This window comes from Cryobacterium sp. Y57, assembly GCF_002929505.1.
Taxonomy (GTDB): domain Bacteria; phylum Actinomycetota; class Actinomycetes; order Actinomycetales; family Microbacteriaceae; genus Cryobacterium.
On record NZ_PJJL01000056.1, the window covers coordinates 26,513 to 40,671 of the forward strand.

The following is a 14,159-nucleotide window of genomic DNA, read 5'->3' on the forward strand; positions in this document are numbered from 1 at the left end:
TCCTGCTCCGGCACCGAGTCCTGCTCCTGCTCCGGCACCGAGTCCTGCTCCTGCTCCGGCACCGAGTCCTGCTCCTGCTCCTGCTCCTGCTCCGGTACCGAGTCCGGCTCCTGCTCCTGCTCCTGCTCCTGCTCCGGTACCGAGTCCGGCTCCGGCGCCGGAGCCGCCACCTGCTCCCATTCCGGCGCCGACACTTCCCTCCACGGGAGGCACGCCGAACGGCAGTAACACCGGCGTGCCGGCGGGCACCAGGTTGACGGTGCACAACGGCGACCTCACTATCACCGAGGCGGGCACCGCCATTGACGGATTGGATATTCGGGGCATGGTCAGGATCGCAGCCCCCAACGTCACAATCAAAAATTCGATCGTGCGCGGGCGAGACCTGGGTGGGCCGACGGCCCTTATCAGCAATCTCGGCGGCTACGAAAATCTGCGCATCATCGACACGGAGCTGTTTCCCTCTACGCCGTCGCCCGATGTTCAGGGAATCTACGGCTACAACTTTGAGGCAAAACGCCTCAATATTCATGGTGTCATCGACGGTATCCACATAACTGGCGGAAACGTCACGATCACGGACTCCTGGGTGCACGACAATCTGCACTACGACAGAGACCCAAATCAGGGAGGCACGCCGAGCCACGACGATTCCATACAAATTCAGGAAGGATCAAATATTCGCATCGACGGCAACCGGTTGACCGGTGCCTGGAATGCTTCCGTACAGGTCACTCAGGACCGCGGCGACGTGTCCAATCTCACCATCACTGACAATGTGGCCGATGGCGGCGGATGCTCGATCAACCTTGCCGAGAAATCCCACGGCCCCCTGCAGGGAGTGGTCATCACTGACAATGTTTTTGGTCGCAACACTCGGGTCGACGATTGCGCGGTGATTGCGCGTGCGTCCACGAAGGTGCAGATGGCGCACAACTACTACACGCCAGATGACACCCTGGTCGTGATTCACCCCGGATAATCGGCGCATCCGGGAACCCGTCCTCCTTTTTGGGAGCCGGTCGGCTCTAGGAGGTGCCCTCGATCGCTCGGGTCTGCCAGCGGGAAGCGGCATCCGGTCGCGTCAACGCATCCAGGGCCCGACGCAGGATCGTACTCGAGGTGTTCACGGTGTAGGGGAAATAGACCACATCAACGCCGACAGCGGCGAACTCGCGCTCTAGGTGCATACCGCGAGGGGTACCTCGCCAGTCGTCGCCCTTGAAGAACACGTCGAAGCGCAGCTGACGCCACGTCTCCAACTTGTCTTGCACGACTTCAGCGACGGCCTCATCGACGAATGAAATATGCCGCACAATCTCGAGGCGCTCGAACAGGGGAACAGCCGGGGTAACGCCCTTGGTCCGCTCCAGCATTTCATCAGACACGACCCCAGCGATCAAGTAGTCGCACTGGCTTTTGGCATGTTTAAGAATGTTGAGGTGGCCCACGTGAAAAAGGTCGAAAGCGCCCGCGGCATAGCCGATGCGAAGAGGCCTCGTGGCGTTGGTGCTTGAATCGGGGGAAAAGGACTGTCCTGCGGCCATAAAATGCTCAGATTTCTCTCAGGCTACCCCGCGAACGCGGCAGAATTCGATTAGAGGGGTCAGGGGAGGTAGTGAGGAATCCTAACGTCTATTGACCGGCCTGACTAGGGCGCCGCCGGGCACGTCCATGTTCGGGCTGCTGGAGATTGGAGCTATCTGCACTTTGCGGGTAGGAGAAAGCGGGAAACTGAGTATAATTCCGAAACTGCGGGGGTCGTCTCGAGGCCACCGAAGACTAGAAGATGAGGCTCCTTATGTTGTGGCATTTCCGTTCCCCCGTGCCAGCCATTGTCGCCCTCGCCGTACTCTTCGGTGCGATCTTTACGGGGACGGGTGCGGCCCAAGCCGACACTTCACCCCCCAACGCCTCCACTCCCAAGACCGTCGCAGCGGATGCCCTACCCACAGCGCAGATCAACGGGGTCGTGTGGTCGCAGGTCATCGTGGGAAACACGGTTTACGTTGGCGGTGAATTTACCAGGGCCCGTCCCTCGGGAGCCCCCGCCGGAACGAGCGAGGTCTCCCGTAACAATCTCATGGCCTACAACTTGTCGACCGGGGTGATGACGTCATTCAACCCCAGTCTGAATGGTGTTGTGCGGGCGATTACCGCCTCCCCTGACGGATCCCGCATCTATGTCGGAGGTGGCTTCAGTACTGTCGGAGGCGTCGCCCGCTCGCGGCTCGCGGCCTTCAATGCAACAACCGGTGCGCTCTTGTCCGACTGGAAGCCCACGGCGAACGGCACCGTCCGCGCCCTCGACGCCTTCGGCGGCACGGTGTACGCCGGCGGAAGCTTCACGTCGACCAGCGGCCAAAGCCGCCAGAGGGCCGCATCGTTTGAGGGCCCGACCGGTGCTGTGGGGGCGTGGAAAGGCACCATTCCCGATGGTGCGGTCAATGCGCTGACGGTTTCACCCAACGGCGACCGAGTCGTCATTGGCGGGTCATTCACCTCATACAACGGGGCAACCACTCCCGGCTACGGGATGGCCGCCACAAACTCGAGCACGGGCGCCGGGGTGACCTGGAACATTGGCAAGCTAATCAAGAATGCCGGCCCCAACGGGGCCATCCTCTCGCTCACCTCCGACGCTGACGGCGTCTACGGTACCGGCTACGATTTCGGGGCCGGAGCTATGTTCGAGGGAACCTTTCGGGCTAGCTGGAACAGCGGCAACACCGTCTGGATCGAAGACTGCCATGGTGACACGTATTCGGCTGTACCGGTCGGCGACGTTGTCTACACCACCGCCCACGCCCATTTCTGCGGCAATATCGGCGGACCCCCCGAAACGAATCCGCGCAGCTATCACCGCACCCTGACGTTCACCAAGGCCGCCGGCTGCACGATTGCCCCCAATCAAACGGGCAGCAGTTACTTCAACTTCGGGGGCCGGCCGTGCCCCACCCTGCTGGCCTTCTTTCCCGACATCAACACCGGTACCTACACCGGGCAGGGTCAAGGGCCGTGGAACCTCGCGGCGAACTCCCAGTACGTTCTCTACGGTGGCGAGTTCACGATCGTCAATAACAAACGGCAACAGGGGCTCGTGCGCTTCGCTGTCTCATCGATCGCGCCGAACAAGGAAGGTCCTAAGGCCACGGGTTCCAACTTTCAGCCCACGCTCAGCACCCCCAGCGCGAACGCGGTGAAGGTGACCTGGAAATCCAACTACGACCGAGACAATGCACAGCTCACCTACCAGGTGCTCCGAAACGGTGTCGTGGTGCGCACGCAAACCGGGCTGTCAGCGGACTGGATTCGGCCCAGCATTAGCTGGACCGACACTGGACGATCGGGCGGCACGACCTACACCTACCAAGTGCGGGCAACCGATCCGTTCGGCAATACTGTGACCGGATCGTCGGCAAGCATTCGGGCGACCGGCGCGGCCAACAAGACGGCTCCCGACCAGACCATCACGCCGGATGCTCCGGCGAATGCCCCCGGCGCGACGCTGACTCCGGATGTGGTTCCGATGCCCGACGTAGTTCCCCTGCCGGATGTCGTGCCGGAACCGGGGGTGCAGCAGGCTCCAGGGAACAAACCGATGCCGAATGACGCGCCAGCGCCGCTGCCCGAGGTGCCAGCCGCCTAGGCGGTGGACTCGTCGTCCATCACCCCTGAAGGGGCCGCCCGCTAGTCGAGCGGTCCCTTCAGGTGTGCTCCGTATCGTCGCTAACTCCTGGTAATGACCCGGGCAATGAGGTCACGACGACGCTCCTGCGAAAAAAGAATGTTGACCGCGGCTGGTTCTGGCAGCGACTGCTGCGCTTTCAGCGTCATGGACAAGTCAAGGAGTGCGGCGGTGATATCCCGGTCGGGGGAATCCGTGCGCGGCACCCCAATCCCGCCGACGACCGGAAGGACTTCTCCCGCGCCGCCGTCCGCGAAGCCAACCGATCGCAGGCCGACCCGCCAGGCTTCGATCGGTACCAACCCGAACGGCTCGGGTGTAGACGGAAAACAAGCCACGGCATCGATCTCGCCGGCGATGGCCGCCACTGAGGCGGCTTCTCCGCGGTACTCGATGCGCGGGTCGCGATTGACCAGCGCCAATACGTCCTGAAGAGCGTCATCCTGTCCGGGATAGGGCGCACCGAAGAGCAGGAGCCGCCAATCCCGGCCGGACAACTCCGTTGATTGAAATGCCGTGGCCACCTCCAGATGCCCCTTGTGTCCATTGACACGTCCGACGACGGCGAGCGTCAGTGGGTCGTGCACACCACGCACCGGTACCGCCTCAACGGCGCTGAAGACCGGAGACGTAACCGTCAGGCGGTCCGACGCGACGCCGTGGCAGTGCAGCCACTCGGCAGTGGCCTCACTGCATGCGCACACCGGGAAGGTTCCGGGTGCCAGCAATGTGAGCACAAGCAGGCCACCGACTCGCCCCAGGAGAAGTTCGTGCACCGAGACATAGAAGCGTCGGCGACGCAGACGGAGCACAGGAATGTAGGCGCTCAAGGCCAGGGTCCACAACACCACGACGTCGGCGAGCGCCACGTCGTGCCGCAGTGTGAGCGGATGCAGCAGGTCGGTCAATTTGCTTCGGCGCAGCACTACCAGCGACGGATCAATGACGACCGAAACCGCTGCGCCGAACCGGGCCAGGTCCGTGGACAACGGGCCGGTGTGTGGAACAACGATGAGCACTTCGTGCCCGAGGCTGACCAGGCACTCTACTTCCTGGCAGAGCACCTTGCTGGCACCGTAGGCATCATTGCTGCCGTGCAGAATGGCAAATTTCATGTCTGTCGCCTCGGTCGGGTGTTTGGTGTATTCCCGGCCAAGCGCCGGAATTCCACACTGTACAGCCTGAGCAGGTGCCCCCGTTCGGGGTTCGGCCGCCCCCTAGGAATGAGGGTGCATCCCGTATATTAATAGCTGCACCGCGTTATTAGCGCATGCTGTCAGCAGCTGCACCAAAGAATTCAACCCGATCGTGCGACCAGCCGAGCAACCTGGAGTTTCACCATGGCAGTGCGCCACCCCGTCGATGACGATACAGGCCCCACCGTGGGTGCGAATTCGATTTCTCGGCGGCGTGTCTGGTGGATCGTTGCATGCGCTGTGCTGGCAGTACTCATCGTCGTACTCGTGGTCGCCGGTGTCGCCGCATCGAACAGTGGCGGCCCGAACCCCGCTGCACTCAACAGCAACGGCCCTGCGCCGAGCCCGCGGATAACCGCAACGCCCACCGCGGTGCCATCGACCGACCCATCACCCACAGCGGTTCCGACTGCCACGGCGCCCGCGCCGACCGAGGCTGTTGCTGCCGAACCTGCTCCGCCTGCCGAACCTGCTCCGCCCGTCGAGCGGGTGCCGGTGCCGTTGACCGATTCCGCCGCGGCCGTTCCGGGTCTGGTGTTCAGTATCGGCACACTCGAAGCCGTCGACGGGGTCGCGCGCGGTCCGGGCGAGGTGGGTGGGCCATCCCTGCGCTTTGCTGTGACAGTGCGCAATGACACGGCCGACGCTGTGTCATTGACCTCAACCGTGGTCAACCTGTTTTTCGGTGCTGAGCAAAGCCCGGCGACTGAATTGACGGGGTCGGGTGGAGCGCCGCTGCCGGAATCGGTCGCTGCGGGGGCGACCCAGCAGGGGGTTTTCGTTTTCGCGGTTCCGAGTGGCCAGCGCGAGCAGGTGCGCATCGCCGTAGATTACTCCGCGGGCGTGCCGATCGTTCTCTTTGAGGGCGCAGCCCCGCGCTGAGTGGCTATGTGGTCGTGCCCCGGATAGGGGGCAGCCATTCCTGAAAGATTCTCACTATAATCCGAGGAATGCGGTGGCTACCCGACGGCCCGGCACCTCGTCTTGAGTAAGGAATCATCGTGCGACTTCTCCCTGCATCTCGCCTGCACGTCAACACGACCGAGGCCACGTTTAGCGGCGCGATCCGACCGAATGCCACTCGGTCACTGAAAGTGGGATGGGCCAGTCTGGTGACCATCATCACGGTGCTCACGAGCCTCTTGACGGTGCCTCTGGTAGCGCAGGCGGATACCAGCCCGGTGGATGCTGGCACACCGCTCACCGTCGCTGCCGATGCCCTGCCCACGACCCAGATCAACGGCGTCGTCTGGTCCCAGGTCATTGTGGGCAACACTGTCTACGCCGGAGGCGAGTTCACCAGGGCTCGGCCGGCCGGCTCGGCAGCCGGTGTGAACGAAGTTGTCCGCAACAACCTGCTCGCCTACAATCTGTCGACCGGCGTGCTGGTCGAGAGCTTCAATCCAGACCTGAACGGAGCCGTTCGGTCTCTCGCGGCATCGACCGATGGTACCCGGTTGTATGCCGGAGGGTTCTTCACGACCGTTGGCGGAGTAGCGAGATACCGCCTGGCTGCGTTCGACACTGTCAGCGGCTCCCTCGTCTCCTCCTGGACACCGACGGTGAACGCCTCGGTGAAGAGCTTGGCAACCTTCGGTGACACCGTATACGTGGGCGGGGTGTTCACCACGGCCAACGGCGTCGCTCGTAATCAAATCGCTGCTTTCGCCGCCTCGAATGGCGCACTGCGTGGGTGGAGTGGAGAACCGGTGGGCGGGTCGGTCAACACCATGGCGGTTTCGCCGGACGGCACCAAAGTTCTTATCGGCGGGTCGTTCACCTCGTACAACGGCAGCGATGCCCCCGGCTACGGGATGGCCGCGACGGATGCCGTCACCGGGGCCTCCCTGCCCTGGGCCGTCAACGCCCTGATTCGTAATGCCGGCGTAAATGGGGCCATCACCAGCCTGACCTCTTCGGCCGCCGGCGCCTTCGGCACCGGCTACGACTTTGGAAGCGGGGCGAACTTCGAGGGCACCTTCCGGGTGAACTGGAGCGACGGCTCCCTCATCTGGATGGAAGACTGTCACGGCGACACCTACTCGGCGGTGCCATTCGGCAACGTCGTTTACACCACCGGTCACACGCACTACTGCGGCAACATGGGCGGCCCGGTCGAGACCACACCACGCTCCTACCACCGCACTCTCACCTTCTCCATGGCTGCGACCGGAAAGCTCACTCCCAATGCCGTCGGTAGCTATGCCAGCTTCACCGGCAAGCCGAGTCCGAGCATCCTGACGTTTTACCCCGAGATCAACTCGGGCACGTTTACCGGTCAAGGCCAGGGGCCGTGGACCATCACTGGCGACGGGCAGTACCTGCTCTATGGCGGTGAATTCACCAACGTCAACAACAAGGGCCAACAGGGCTTGGTGCGCTTCGCCAGCACGGCGATCGCGCCCAATAAGGAAGGCCCACGCGTGGCCAACGCGGCCTTCGCGTCATCCGCTTTCGTGCCCACCGTGGACTCCCTTTCGGCGGGCACTGCCCGCATTGGATGGAAGGCCGCCTACGACCGGGACAACGAACAGCTCAGCTACGAGGTGCTGCGTGACGGTGTATCCGTCGGCACTGTGACCGGTCTGTCGACCGACTGGTCCCGACCGGCGATGGGCTTCACCGACACTGGACTGACATCCGGGCAGATCTACGTCTACCGCGTGCGTGTCCGGGACTCCTTCGGCAATGTCAAAACCGGCGGTCCGACCAGCGTGACCGTATCGGGTTCGGGTGGCTACTCCGCCTACGCCAAGGCCGTGCAGAGCGATTCGCCCTCGTCATACTGGCCTCTCGGCGAATCCAGTGGTACGACAGCCTACGACTGGGCAGCAGCCTCAAACGAGACCGCAGGCACCGGCGTCATTCGCAACGTACCGGGCGCGCTTGCTGCAGACTCGGGCACAGCCTCCCGTTTCAGTGGCACGACCGTGGGCACGGCGGCATCATCCGCATTCGAAACTCCTCGCGGTGCTTTCACCCTGGAAGCCTGGGTGAAGACCACCACCACGAAGGGCGGCAAAATCATCGGGCTGGGCAACAGCGCCACCGGAGCCTCGACTGCGTACGATCGCCAGATCTATATGGACAACGTCGGCCGACTCTGGTTCGGTGTGAAGCCGGGCATCTTGCGCACGGTCAACACGACCGCGGCATACAACAACGGCCAATGGCATCACATCGTCGCGTCCGTCGGCGCTGCCGGAATGTCCCTCTACGTCGACGGCGCCCTCGCCGCCCAGCGCACCGACACGACGTCGGCGGCGCCGGTCCAGGGCTACTGGCGCATCGGCGGCGACAACCTTAGCGGCTGGACCAGCCGACCGACCAGCGATTATATTGATGCCGACATCGACGAAGTAGCCGTCTATAACACGGCCCTTGGTGCCAGTGCCATTGCCCGGCACAACTCGATCGGCCGATTCGGACCGCCCGCCAACGTGGCACCGATGGCGTCATTCAGCAGCGCGATCACTTACCGCGACCTGAGCGTTGATGCCACCGGATCGACCGACCCTGACGGCAGCATCGCGGGTTACGCCTGGGACTTCGGCGATAACAGCACCACGACCGGAGCCACCGCAACGCACTCTTACGCGGCCGCCGGCAGCTACGTGGTCACCCTCATCGTCACCGACAACTCGGGAGCGAGCACGGTTACCACCCGCACGGTCGATGCCACCGAACCGCCGGCGAACGCGCTGCCGATAGCCGCATTCAGTTATCAAGCCACGCCGCTTACCGTGGCGGTGGATGCCTCCACTTCCGTCGACAGCGACGGCACCATCACCGGCTACAGCTGGAACTTCGGTGATGGGGGCTCTGGCAGCGGCGTGACCGCCGCGCACAGTTACGCGGTCGAGGGCGTCTACGACGTGACCCTTGCCGTGACCGACAATTCCTCAGCCACCGCGCAAACCAGGCAGACGGTTGTCGTTCCGGCAGCCGACCCGAACACACCGCTGGCTACCGACGCGTTCTCCCGCAGCCTGGCAACCGGCCTGGGCGCCGCCGACACAGGAGGAGCCTGGACGACGACCGGCACGGCATCGAATTACTCGGTCAGTGGTGGAGTCGGCCGCCTCAAGGCCGCCGCCGGAGCCACCGTCAATGCCTACCTGTCGGGCGTGTCACTGCTCGACACCGACATGCTCGTCACAACAACCCTCCAGCAGGATGCGACCGGTTCCGGCGCGTACACGTCGCTGATCGGCCGCCGCGTCGGCACGGACGACTATCGGGTGCGCATGAAGAACCTGTCGACCGGAGTTGTGCAACTGCAACTCATGCGTGGTGCTATCAGCCTGAAGGCTCAGAACATTTCCGGCCTCACCTACACGACCGGAAGCGCGCTGCAACTGCGCGTCCAGGTCATCGGCTCGGCTCCGACGACAATTCGTGCCAAAGTTTGGGCCCTCGGCACGCTGGAACCCTTGGCGTGGCAGAGCACGGTGACGGATTCGACCGCTACGCTGCAGACGCCCGGTGCCGTTGGTCTGGCCTTCTACCTGGGGTCGACTGCCACAGTGACGCCCGTCACCGCGACTTTCGATGACCTGATCGTGAAGCGAGCCAGTTGAACCGTGGCCCGGTCTTGAGCTCGTCGTTCGCACACGGACTGAACAGCACTTTTCTTACCGTTACAGAAGGGATTGGCCATGTCACTTGTCAATCGATCCACAGGTGACCCGCGCGTAGTGATCGCGGTGCTGACCTATCGACGCCCGGCCGACCTTGAGGAGCTCCTGCCCGAACTGCTGGATCAGGCCGGTATGGTGCTGGCACCGGTGGAGATCATCGTCATCGACAATGATCCTGATGCCGGAGCTCGCACCCTCGTGACCGACATCAGGTGGGTAGAAGCTGGAGAGCCCGCATCGACCGGGGGGACGCCGATTCGATACGTGCACGAACCCACCCCGGGTATCGCCTCGGCGCGCAATAGAGCGCTGCAGGAAGGCCAGGGTGCCGACCTGCTGATCTTCATCGACGATGATGAACGACCCAGCAGCCACTGGCTCGTGCAGTTGCTCGATACCTATTCGACCTATCGGCCCGCGGCCGTCGTTGGCCCGGTGCTGTCGCAGTACGACATCGAACCGGACCAGTGGATTCGGGCCGGTGGCTTCTTCGAACGCCGCCGGTTCACTACAGGCACGCCAGTATCGCTTGCGGCAACGAATAATCTGCTTCTCGATCTGGCCCAGGTGCGTCGGCTGGAGCTCAGCTTTGATGAACGGTTCGGGCTGTCAGGCGGGTCGGACTCGTTGTTCACCCGGCAGCTGCACCAGCGCGGCGGACAGATGATCTGGTGCGATGAAGCCATCGTCATCGATATAGTTCCGGCGGATCGTCTCACCCGGGAGTGGGTGCTGCAACGGGCATTTCGCATGGGTAACACCTGGAGTCGTATCAACCTCGATGACACTGAACCTGCCAAACGGGTGCTGGTGCGGATAAACCTGCAAGCGCGTGGCGCCGCGCGGCTGTGCGGGGGGATCGTGCGATACATCGCCGGATCCCTCGTCGGGCAGCTCCCCTTGCGCGCCCGCGGGCTGCGCACAGCCGCCCGCGGTGCCGGGATGCTGGCCGGTTCGGTGGGCTCGGTCTACCACGAGTACAAGCGTGGCTAGCGGTCGAATTCTGACCGACCGGGCACGGCTGTACCGTACGCTGCGCAGCGCCCACCTGGAACGAGCACATGCGTTGCCGCCGGCCGCCATTCTGTTCCGAATCAAAAGGTATGACTTTCACGAGGAACTGGCGACGGGCCTGGTGCTCGTGCAGGCTCACCCCGTACGCGCCGCGTGGTTGCTGGCTCACTCCTCGGTCACGACGCTGGAAATTGGCGAACCGCTCATGCTCTCGAGCGTCTGGGCCAGCACGCTGGCGATCAGCGCCCTGCGCCTTCGTGCGCTGATCGGCGGTAGCCGAGCAAGCATCGTGTGTTACGCCTTGGAAAATGCAGACCCGTTCCAACGCCCGCTCGAGATCCGGGCGCGACTGCGTCGCGGTCTCAACGGCGTTGCAGCCCGCTTCGTCTGGCGGCAGACCGACCGCATCGTTTTCGGAACGGAGGCGGCCCGGGCCACGTACCGCACAGCCCTGCCCAAACCTGCCCGGGATGCCGTCTTGGTCGTTATTCCCGCGTTGCCAGCCACATGCACCTGCAGCACTGACGGCGATCCTGAGGTGAACCGGGTGGTTTTTCTTGGAGCATTCGCCCAGCGTAAAGGGTTGCCAAGTCTTCTCGCAGCTTGGCCTCTCGTGACCACAGCGCTGCCCGAGGCCCGCCTCACGCTGATCGGTAAGGGTGCGCTGGAGAATCAGGCGCGGCAGGCCGTCGCCAGCGACCCAACGATCGAGCTTGTCATCGACCCGCTGCGCAGCGAGATTCACCGACAGTTGCGTCGTGCCAGCGTGCTGGCCCTGCCCAGCCAGCCGACCGCCACGTGGCGTGAGCAGGTCGGTCTGCCGATCGTTGAGGGTCTCGCGCACAACTGCTCGATTGTGACCACCACCGAAACCGGGCTTGCGTCCTGGCTTGAGGAGCACGGCCACGAGGTGGTCGCGCCGGGCTGCACGCCGGAGCTGCTGGCGGATGCCATCCTGCGCGCGCTGCAGGCACCTCGCCCCGCAGCGGAAGATCTGCCGGCCATCGATGGCCGACTCGCCGCCGACGCCTGGCTATTTGTTGGCGTCTGAGCGCCCAGCGGCCGATCGTGGGCCAGTCGATCTCGCTCGGTTCAGCGTGAGCGGACTGACCGAATGGCCCGGCCATAGGCCTCGACGTGATCGGCGGCTCCGACCGACCACCGGCGGCGCGAGAGGTCGGGCGCGGGGGCGCTCCGAGGCCGCCGAGCGCGCGAGAGCGCATCGGCCAGAACCTCTGCGCTCAGCGGCCCGGTGTAGGTGAGCACCCAATCAAAGCCGACCTCGCTGGCCAGCGCGGTGGTTACCGCGTTCTCTGGTACCAATACTGCCCGGTCGAGCGAGAGAGCCAGCAGAGCTGCGCCGGAGTTGTGCATCTCGGTGTAGGGCAACACGACCAGTTCGGCTGCATGGATGGCGTCGGCCAGTTCGGCATCACTCGCGTGGCGCAGCATGAAATCGATGCGCGGGTCGCCGTCCGCCGTCTGCTGCAGCCGCTTTGCCAGATCGCGTGTTTGGGGAGCACCGACAATATGCAGCGTCACTAGCGGATCGTCCAGGGCCGCGGTGCCCAGCTGGCGAAAAGCGTGCACCAGGGTGTCCACACCCTTGTAGGGGCGAATGAGTCCGAAGTAAAGCAACCGACCAGGCACGGGCGCGCCCGACATCAGGTCACCGTACCAGTCTTGGTAATCGCCGTGCGGGATGGTGTGTTCGAGCGCGTCAGCGGGCACCGGGGTGAATGAATTGAGCCTGATCCACAGGGTGGTGCGCTGGTCGAACCGTTCGAGTAAACGTCGGTCATGCTGGGGTGAGAGCTCATGGCTGCGCACGTTGTGCAGCGTTCGCACCACCGCGGTGCGACGCAGGCGGAGCCGCATTAGAAACAGGCGGAACAACAGGCGTCTGGCTAGCGCCCGGGCCGGTGTTCGACCCTGCACGAGAATCTCCGGCCAGTGTACGTGGAACACGTCGTAACGGCTGGTGAGCGCCCGGCGCCAGGTGAAGCCGAGCACCTCGACGTGCGGGCTGAGCGAGCGGCTCAATTGCAGCAGGTAGGGATTCGTCGTAGTGCGACCCTCCGGAAAAGATTGGAGGACCCGCACTACGACGACCGGGTCGATTCCGACGTGTGAGAGTTGCGACGGCCCGTCTCATCAAAGGTGGTGCGAGGCGCTCGTGTGGCCGTGACCCGGTTGGTCGTTTCCGGAGTCAGCGCGGCAGTGCGAGTCGTTGGGGCGAGCGGCCCGTAGTACACCTCAGCGCGACGCTCCCGCACTTGGTTGAGGACGATGCCGAGAATGCGCGCATTGACGGCTTCGAGCGACTCCAGCGTGGTGGCCAGCTGTTGGCGGGTGGTCGCCTTGTAACGAGCGACCACGATGGCACCGTCGGTGAGATGTGACAGACCGAGGGCGTCGGTGGCCGGCAGCAGGGGCGGGGAATCGACGACGATGAAGTCATACTCGAGCAGTAGGCGCTGCATCAGGGTTTTCATTGCGGCCGAACCGAGCAACTGTCCGGGGTTGGGCGGCACAGCGCCGGAGGGCAACACGTCGATGCCATTCGACCAGCGCACGATGGCATCGTCGGGTCCGACGTCGCCGAGCAGAACGGTTGTCAGTCCGACGTCGCCTTCGAGATCACACAGCTCGGCGATCGACGGGCGACGTAGGTCGGCATCAATCAGGAGTACGCGCGACGAGCGTTCCGCCATGGCGAGGGCAAGGTTGATCGCGGTCGTGGATTTGCCATCACGCGTCACCGCGGACGTAACCACGGCGCTGCGCGGCGGGCTGTCCACGTCGATGAATTCCAGGTTGGCCCGCACCCGCCGATACGCTTCAGCCAGGGCACTGTGTGGCATCACTCGCATGACCAGGCCTGCTGGATCGGAGCGCTTCTTACGACCGACCTTTCCAAGCAGCGGATCGGAGGAGACCCGATCGAGGTCCTTCTCTGTGCTCACCCGGGTATCGAACACCTCGCGGGCCAGGGCGTACAGCACGCCGAGAACGAGCCCGATCAGCAGTCCGGTGATGACGATCAGCTGCGTATTCGGTGCAAACGGGCTGCCCGGCAGTTGAGCAGGAGAAACCGTGTCGACAGTGATCGACGGCAAGTTGTTGGGCCCTTTTGGCGCCAGATTCCCTACCGCAATGGCGAGGGAATCGGAGACAGCATCAGCGAGGGCCACGGCCTGCGTCGATGACCGGCTGGTAACGGTGATGTTGATAAACACCGTGTTGAGGGGAATCTCCGCAGTGACGCGGGAGGCCAGGTCCTGCGTGGAAATATCCAATCCGAGCTTGCTGATCACCGGCCCCAGAACGGTTGGTGTCGTGGCGAGTTGCGCGTAGGACTGCACAAGGTTTTGAGTAAAGGTCGATGACTGCAGCAGCTCGCTGGTCGTCGCACCCCGGTCACTCGTCACGAAGACACTGTTGGTTGCCTGGTACTGCGCCGGAAGTGTGGCCGCGTAGCCCCACGCCACCGCGCCGCCGAGGAGGGCCACAATAGCGATGAGCAACCACCGCCTCGTGATGGTCCTCAGATAGTCGATTGGTTCCACAGCTTTCTCCATCCGGTTGCGCCCACACTACAATCAAGGTGATCAAAACTCA

General features: G+C 63.7%; 10 protein-coding genes. 6 read left to right on the forward strand and 4 right to left on the reverse strand.

The genetic code is table 11. The annotated features are described in order from the left end of the window. The first annotated feature begins 235 nt into the window (after positions 1 to 235). On the forward strand, positions 236 to 982 hold the full coding sequence (locus CXY72_RS19480; RefSeq protein WP_158252466.1) for a right-handed parallel beta-helix repeat-containing protein: 747 nt from the start codon (positions 236 to 238) through the stop codon (positions 980 to 982). Positions 983 to 1,028: 46 nt separating this feature from the next. Here the strand turns inward: CXY72_RS19480 and CXY72_RS04570 are convergent, their stop codons facing one another. Beyond that, positions 1,029 to 1,547 carry an adenylyltransferase/cytidyltransferase family protein gene (locus CXY72_RS04570; RefSeq protein WP_104126522.1) on the reverse strand — a complete coding sequence of 173 codons (519 nt, stop codon included), beginning with the start codon at positions 1,545 to 1,547 and terminating at the stop codon, positions 1,029 to 1,031. Between the two features lie 254 nt (positions 1,548 to 1,801). On the opposite strand from CXY72_RS04570, the gene CXY72_RS04575 reads away from it, so the two are divergent. Beyond that, positions 1,802 to 3,649, forward strand: a complete 1,848-nt coding sequence (locus CXY72_RS04575) for a hypothetical protein (protein WP_104126523.1) — start codon at positions 1,802 to 1,804, stop codon at positions 3,647 to 3,649. An 80-nt stretch (positions 3,650 to 3,729) separates the two neighbouring features. Here the strand turns inward: CXY72_RS04575 and CXY72_RS04580 are convergent, their stop codons facing one another. Continuing rightward, positions 3,730 to 4,803: a glycosyltransferase family 4 protein gene (locus tag CXY72_RS04580; RefSeq protein ID WP_104126524.1), complete on the reverse strand. Its 1,074-nt coding sequence runs from the start codon at positions 4,801 to 4,803 to the stop codon at positions 3,730 to 3,732. 225 nt (positions 4,804 to 5,028) lie between these two features. Here CXY72_RS04580 and CXY72_RS04585 point away from each other — a divergent pair, with 225 nt between their 5' ends. From CXY72_RS04585 to CXY72_RS04600, 4 genes are all read left to right on the forward strand, one after another. After that, positions 5,029 to 5,766 carry a hypothetical protein gene (locus tag CXY72_RS04585; RefSeq protein ID WP_104126525.1) on the forward strand — a complete coding sequence of 246 codons (738 nt, stop codon included), beginning with the start codon at positions 5,029 to 5,031 and terminating at the stop codon, positions 5,764 to 5,766. A gap of 119 nt (positions 5,767 to 5,885) precedes the next feature. Then, on the forward strand, positions 5,886 to 9,464 hold the full coding sequence (locus CXY72_RS04590; RefSeq protein WP_104126526.1) for a PKD domain-containing protein: 3,579 nt from the start codon (positions 5,886 to 5,888) through the stop codon (positions 9,462 to 9,464). Positions 9,465 to 9,542: 78 nt separating this feature from the next. Then, entirely contained in the window at positions 9,543 to 10,517 is a 975-nt protein-coding gene (locus tag CXY72_RS04595) for a glycosyltransferase family 2 protein (RefSeq protein WP_104126527.1), read from the forward strand. Then, on the forward strand, positions 10,510 to 11,589 hold the full coding sequence (locus CXY72_RS04600; RefSeq protein ID WP_104126528.1) for a glycosyltransferase family 4 protein: 1,080 nt from the start codon (positions 10,510 to 10,512) through the stop codon (positions 11,587 to 11,589). The genes CXY72_RS04595 and CXY72_RS04600 overlap by 8 nt, the downstream gene beginning before the upstream one ends. A gap of 41 nt (positions 11,590 to 11,630) precedes the next feature. Here CXY72_RS04600 and CXY72_RS04605 read toward each other — a convergent pair whose 3' ends face one another. Further along, the gene (locus CXY72_RS04605; RefSeq protein WP_104126529.1) at positions 11,631 to 12,641 is read right to left on the reverse strand and encodes a glycosyltransferase; all 1,011 of its coding nucleotides are present in this window, start codon (positions 12,639 to 12,641) and stop codon (positions 11,631 to 11,633) included. Next, positions 12,641 to 14,107 (reverse strand): polysaccharide biosynthesis tyrosine autokinase, encoded by a 1,467-nt coding sequence (locus CXY72_RS04610; RefSeq protein ID WP_158252467.1) that lies wholly within the window; start codon positions 14,105 to 14,107, stop codon positions 12,641 to 12,643. Before CXY72_RS04610 ends, CXY72_RS04605 begins: the two co-directional genes overlap by 1 nt. Positions 14,108 to 14,159 lie beyond the last annotated feature (52 nt).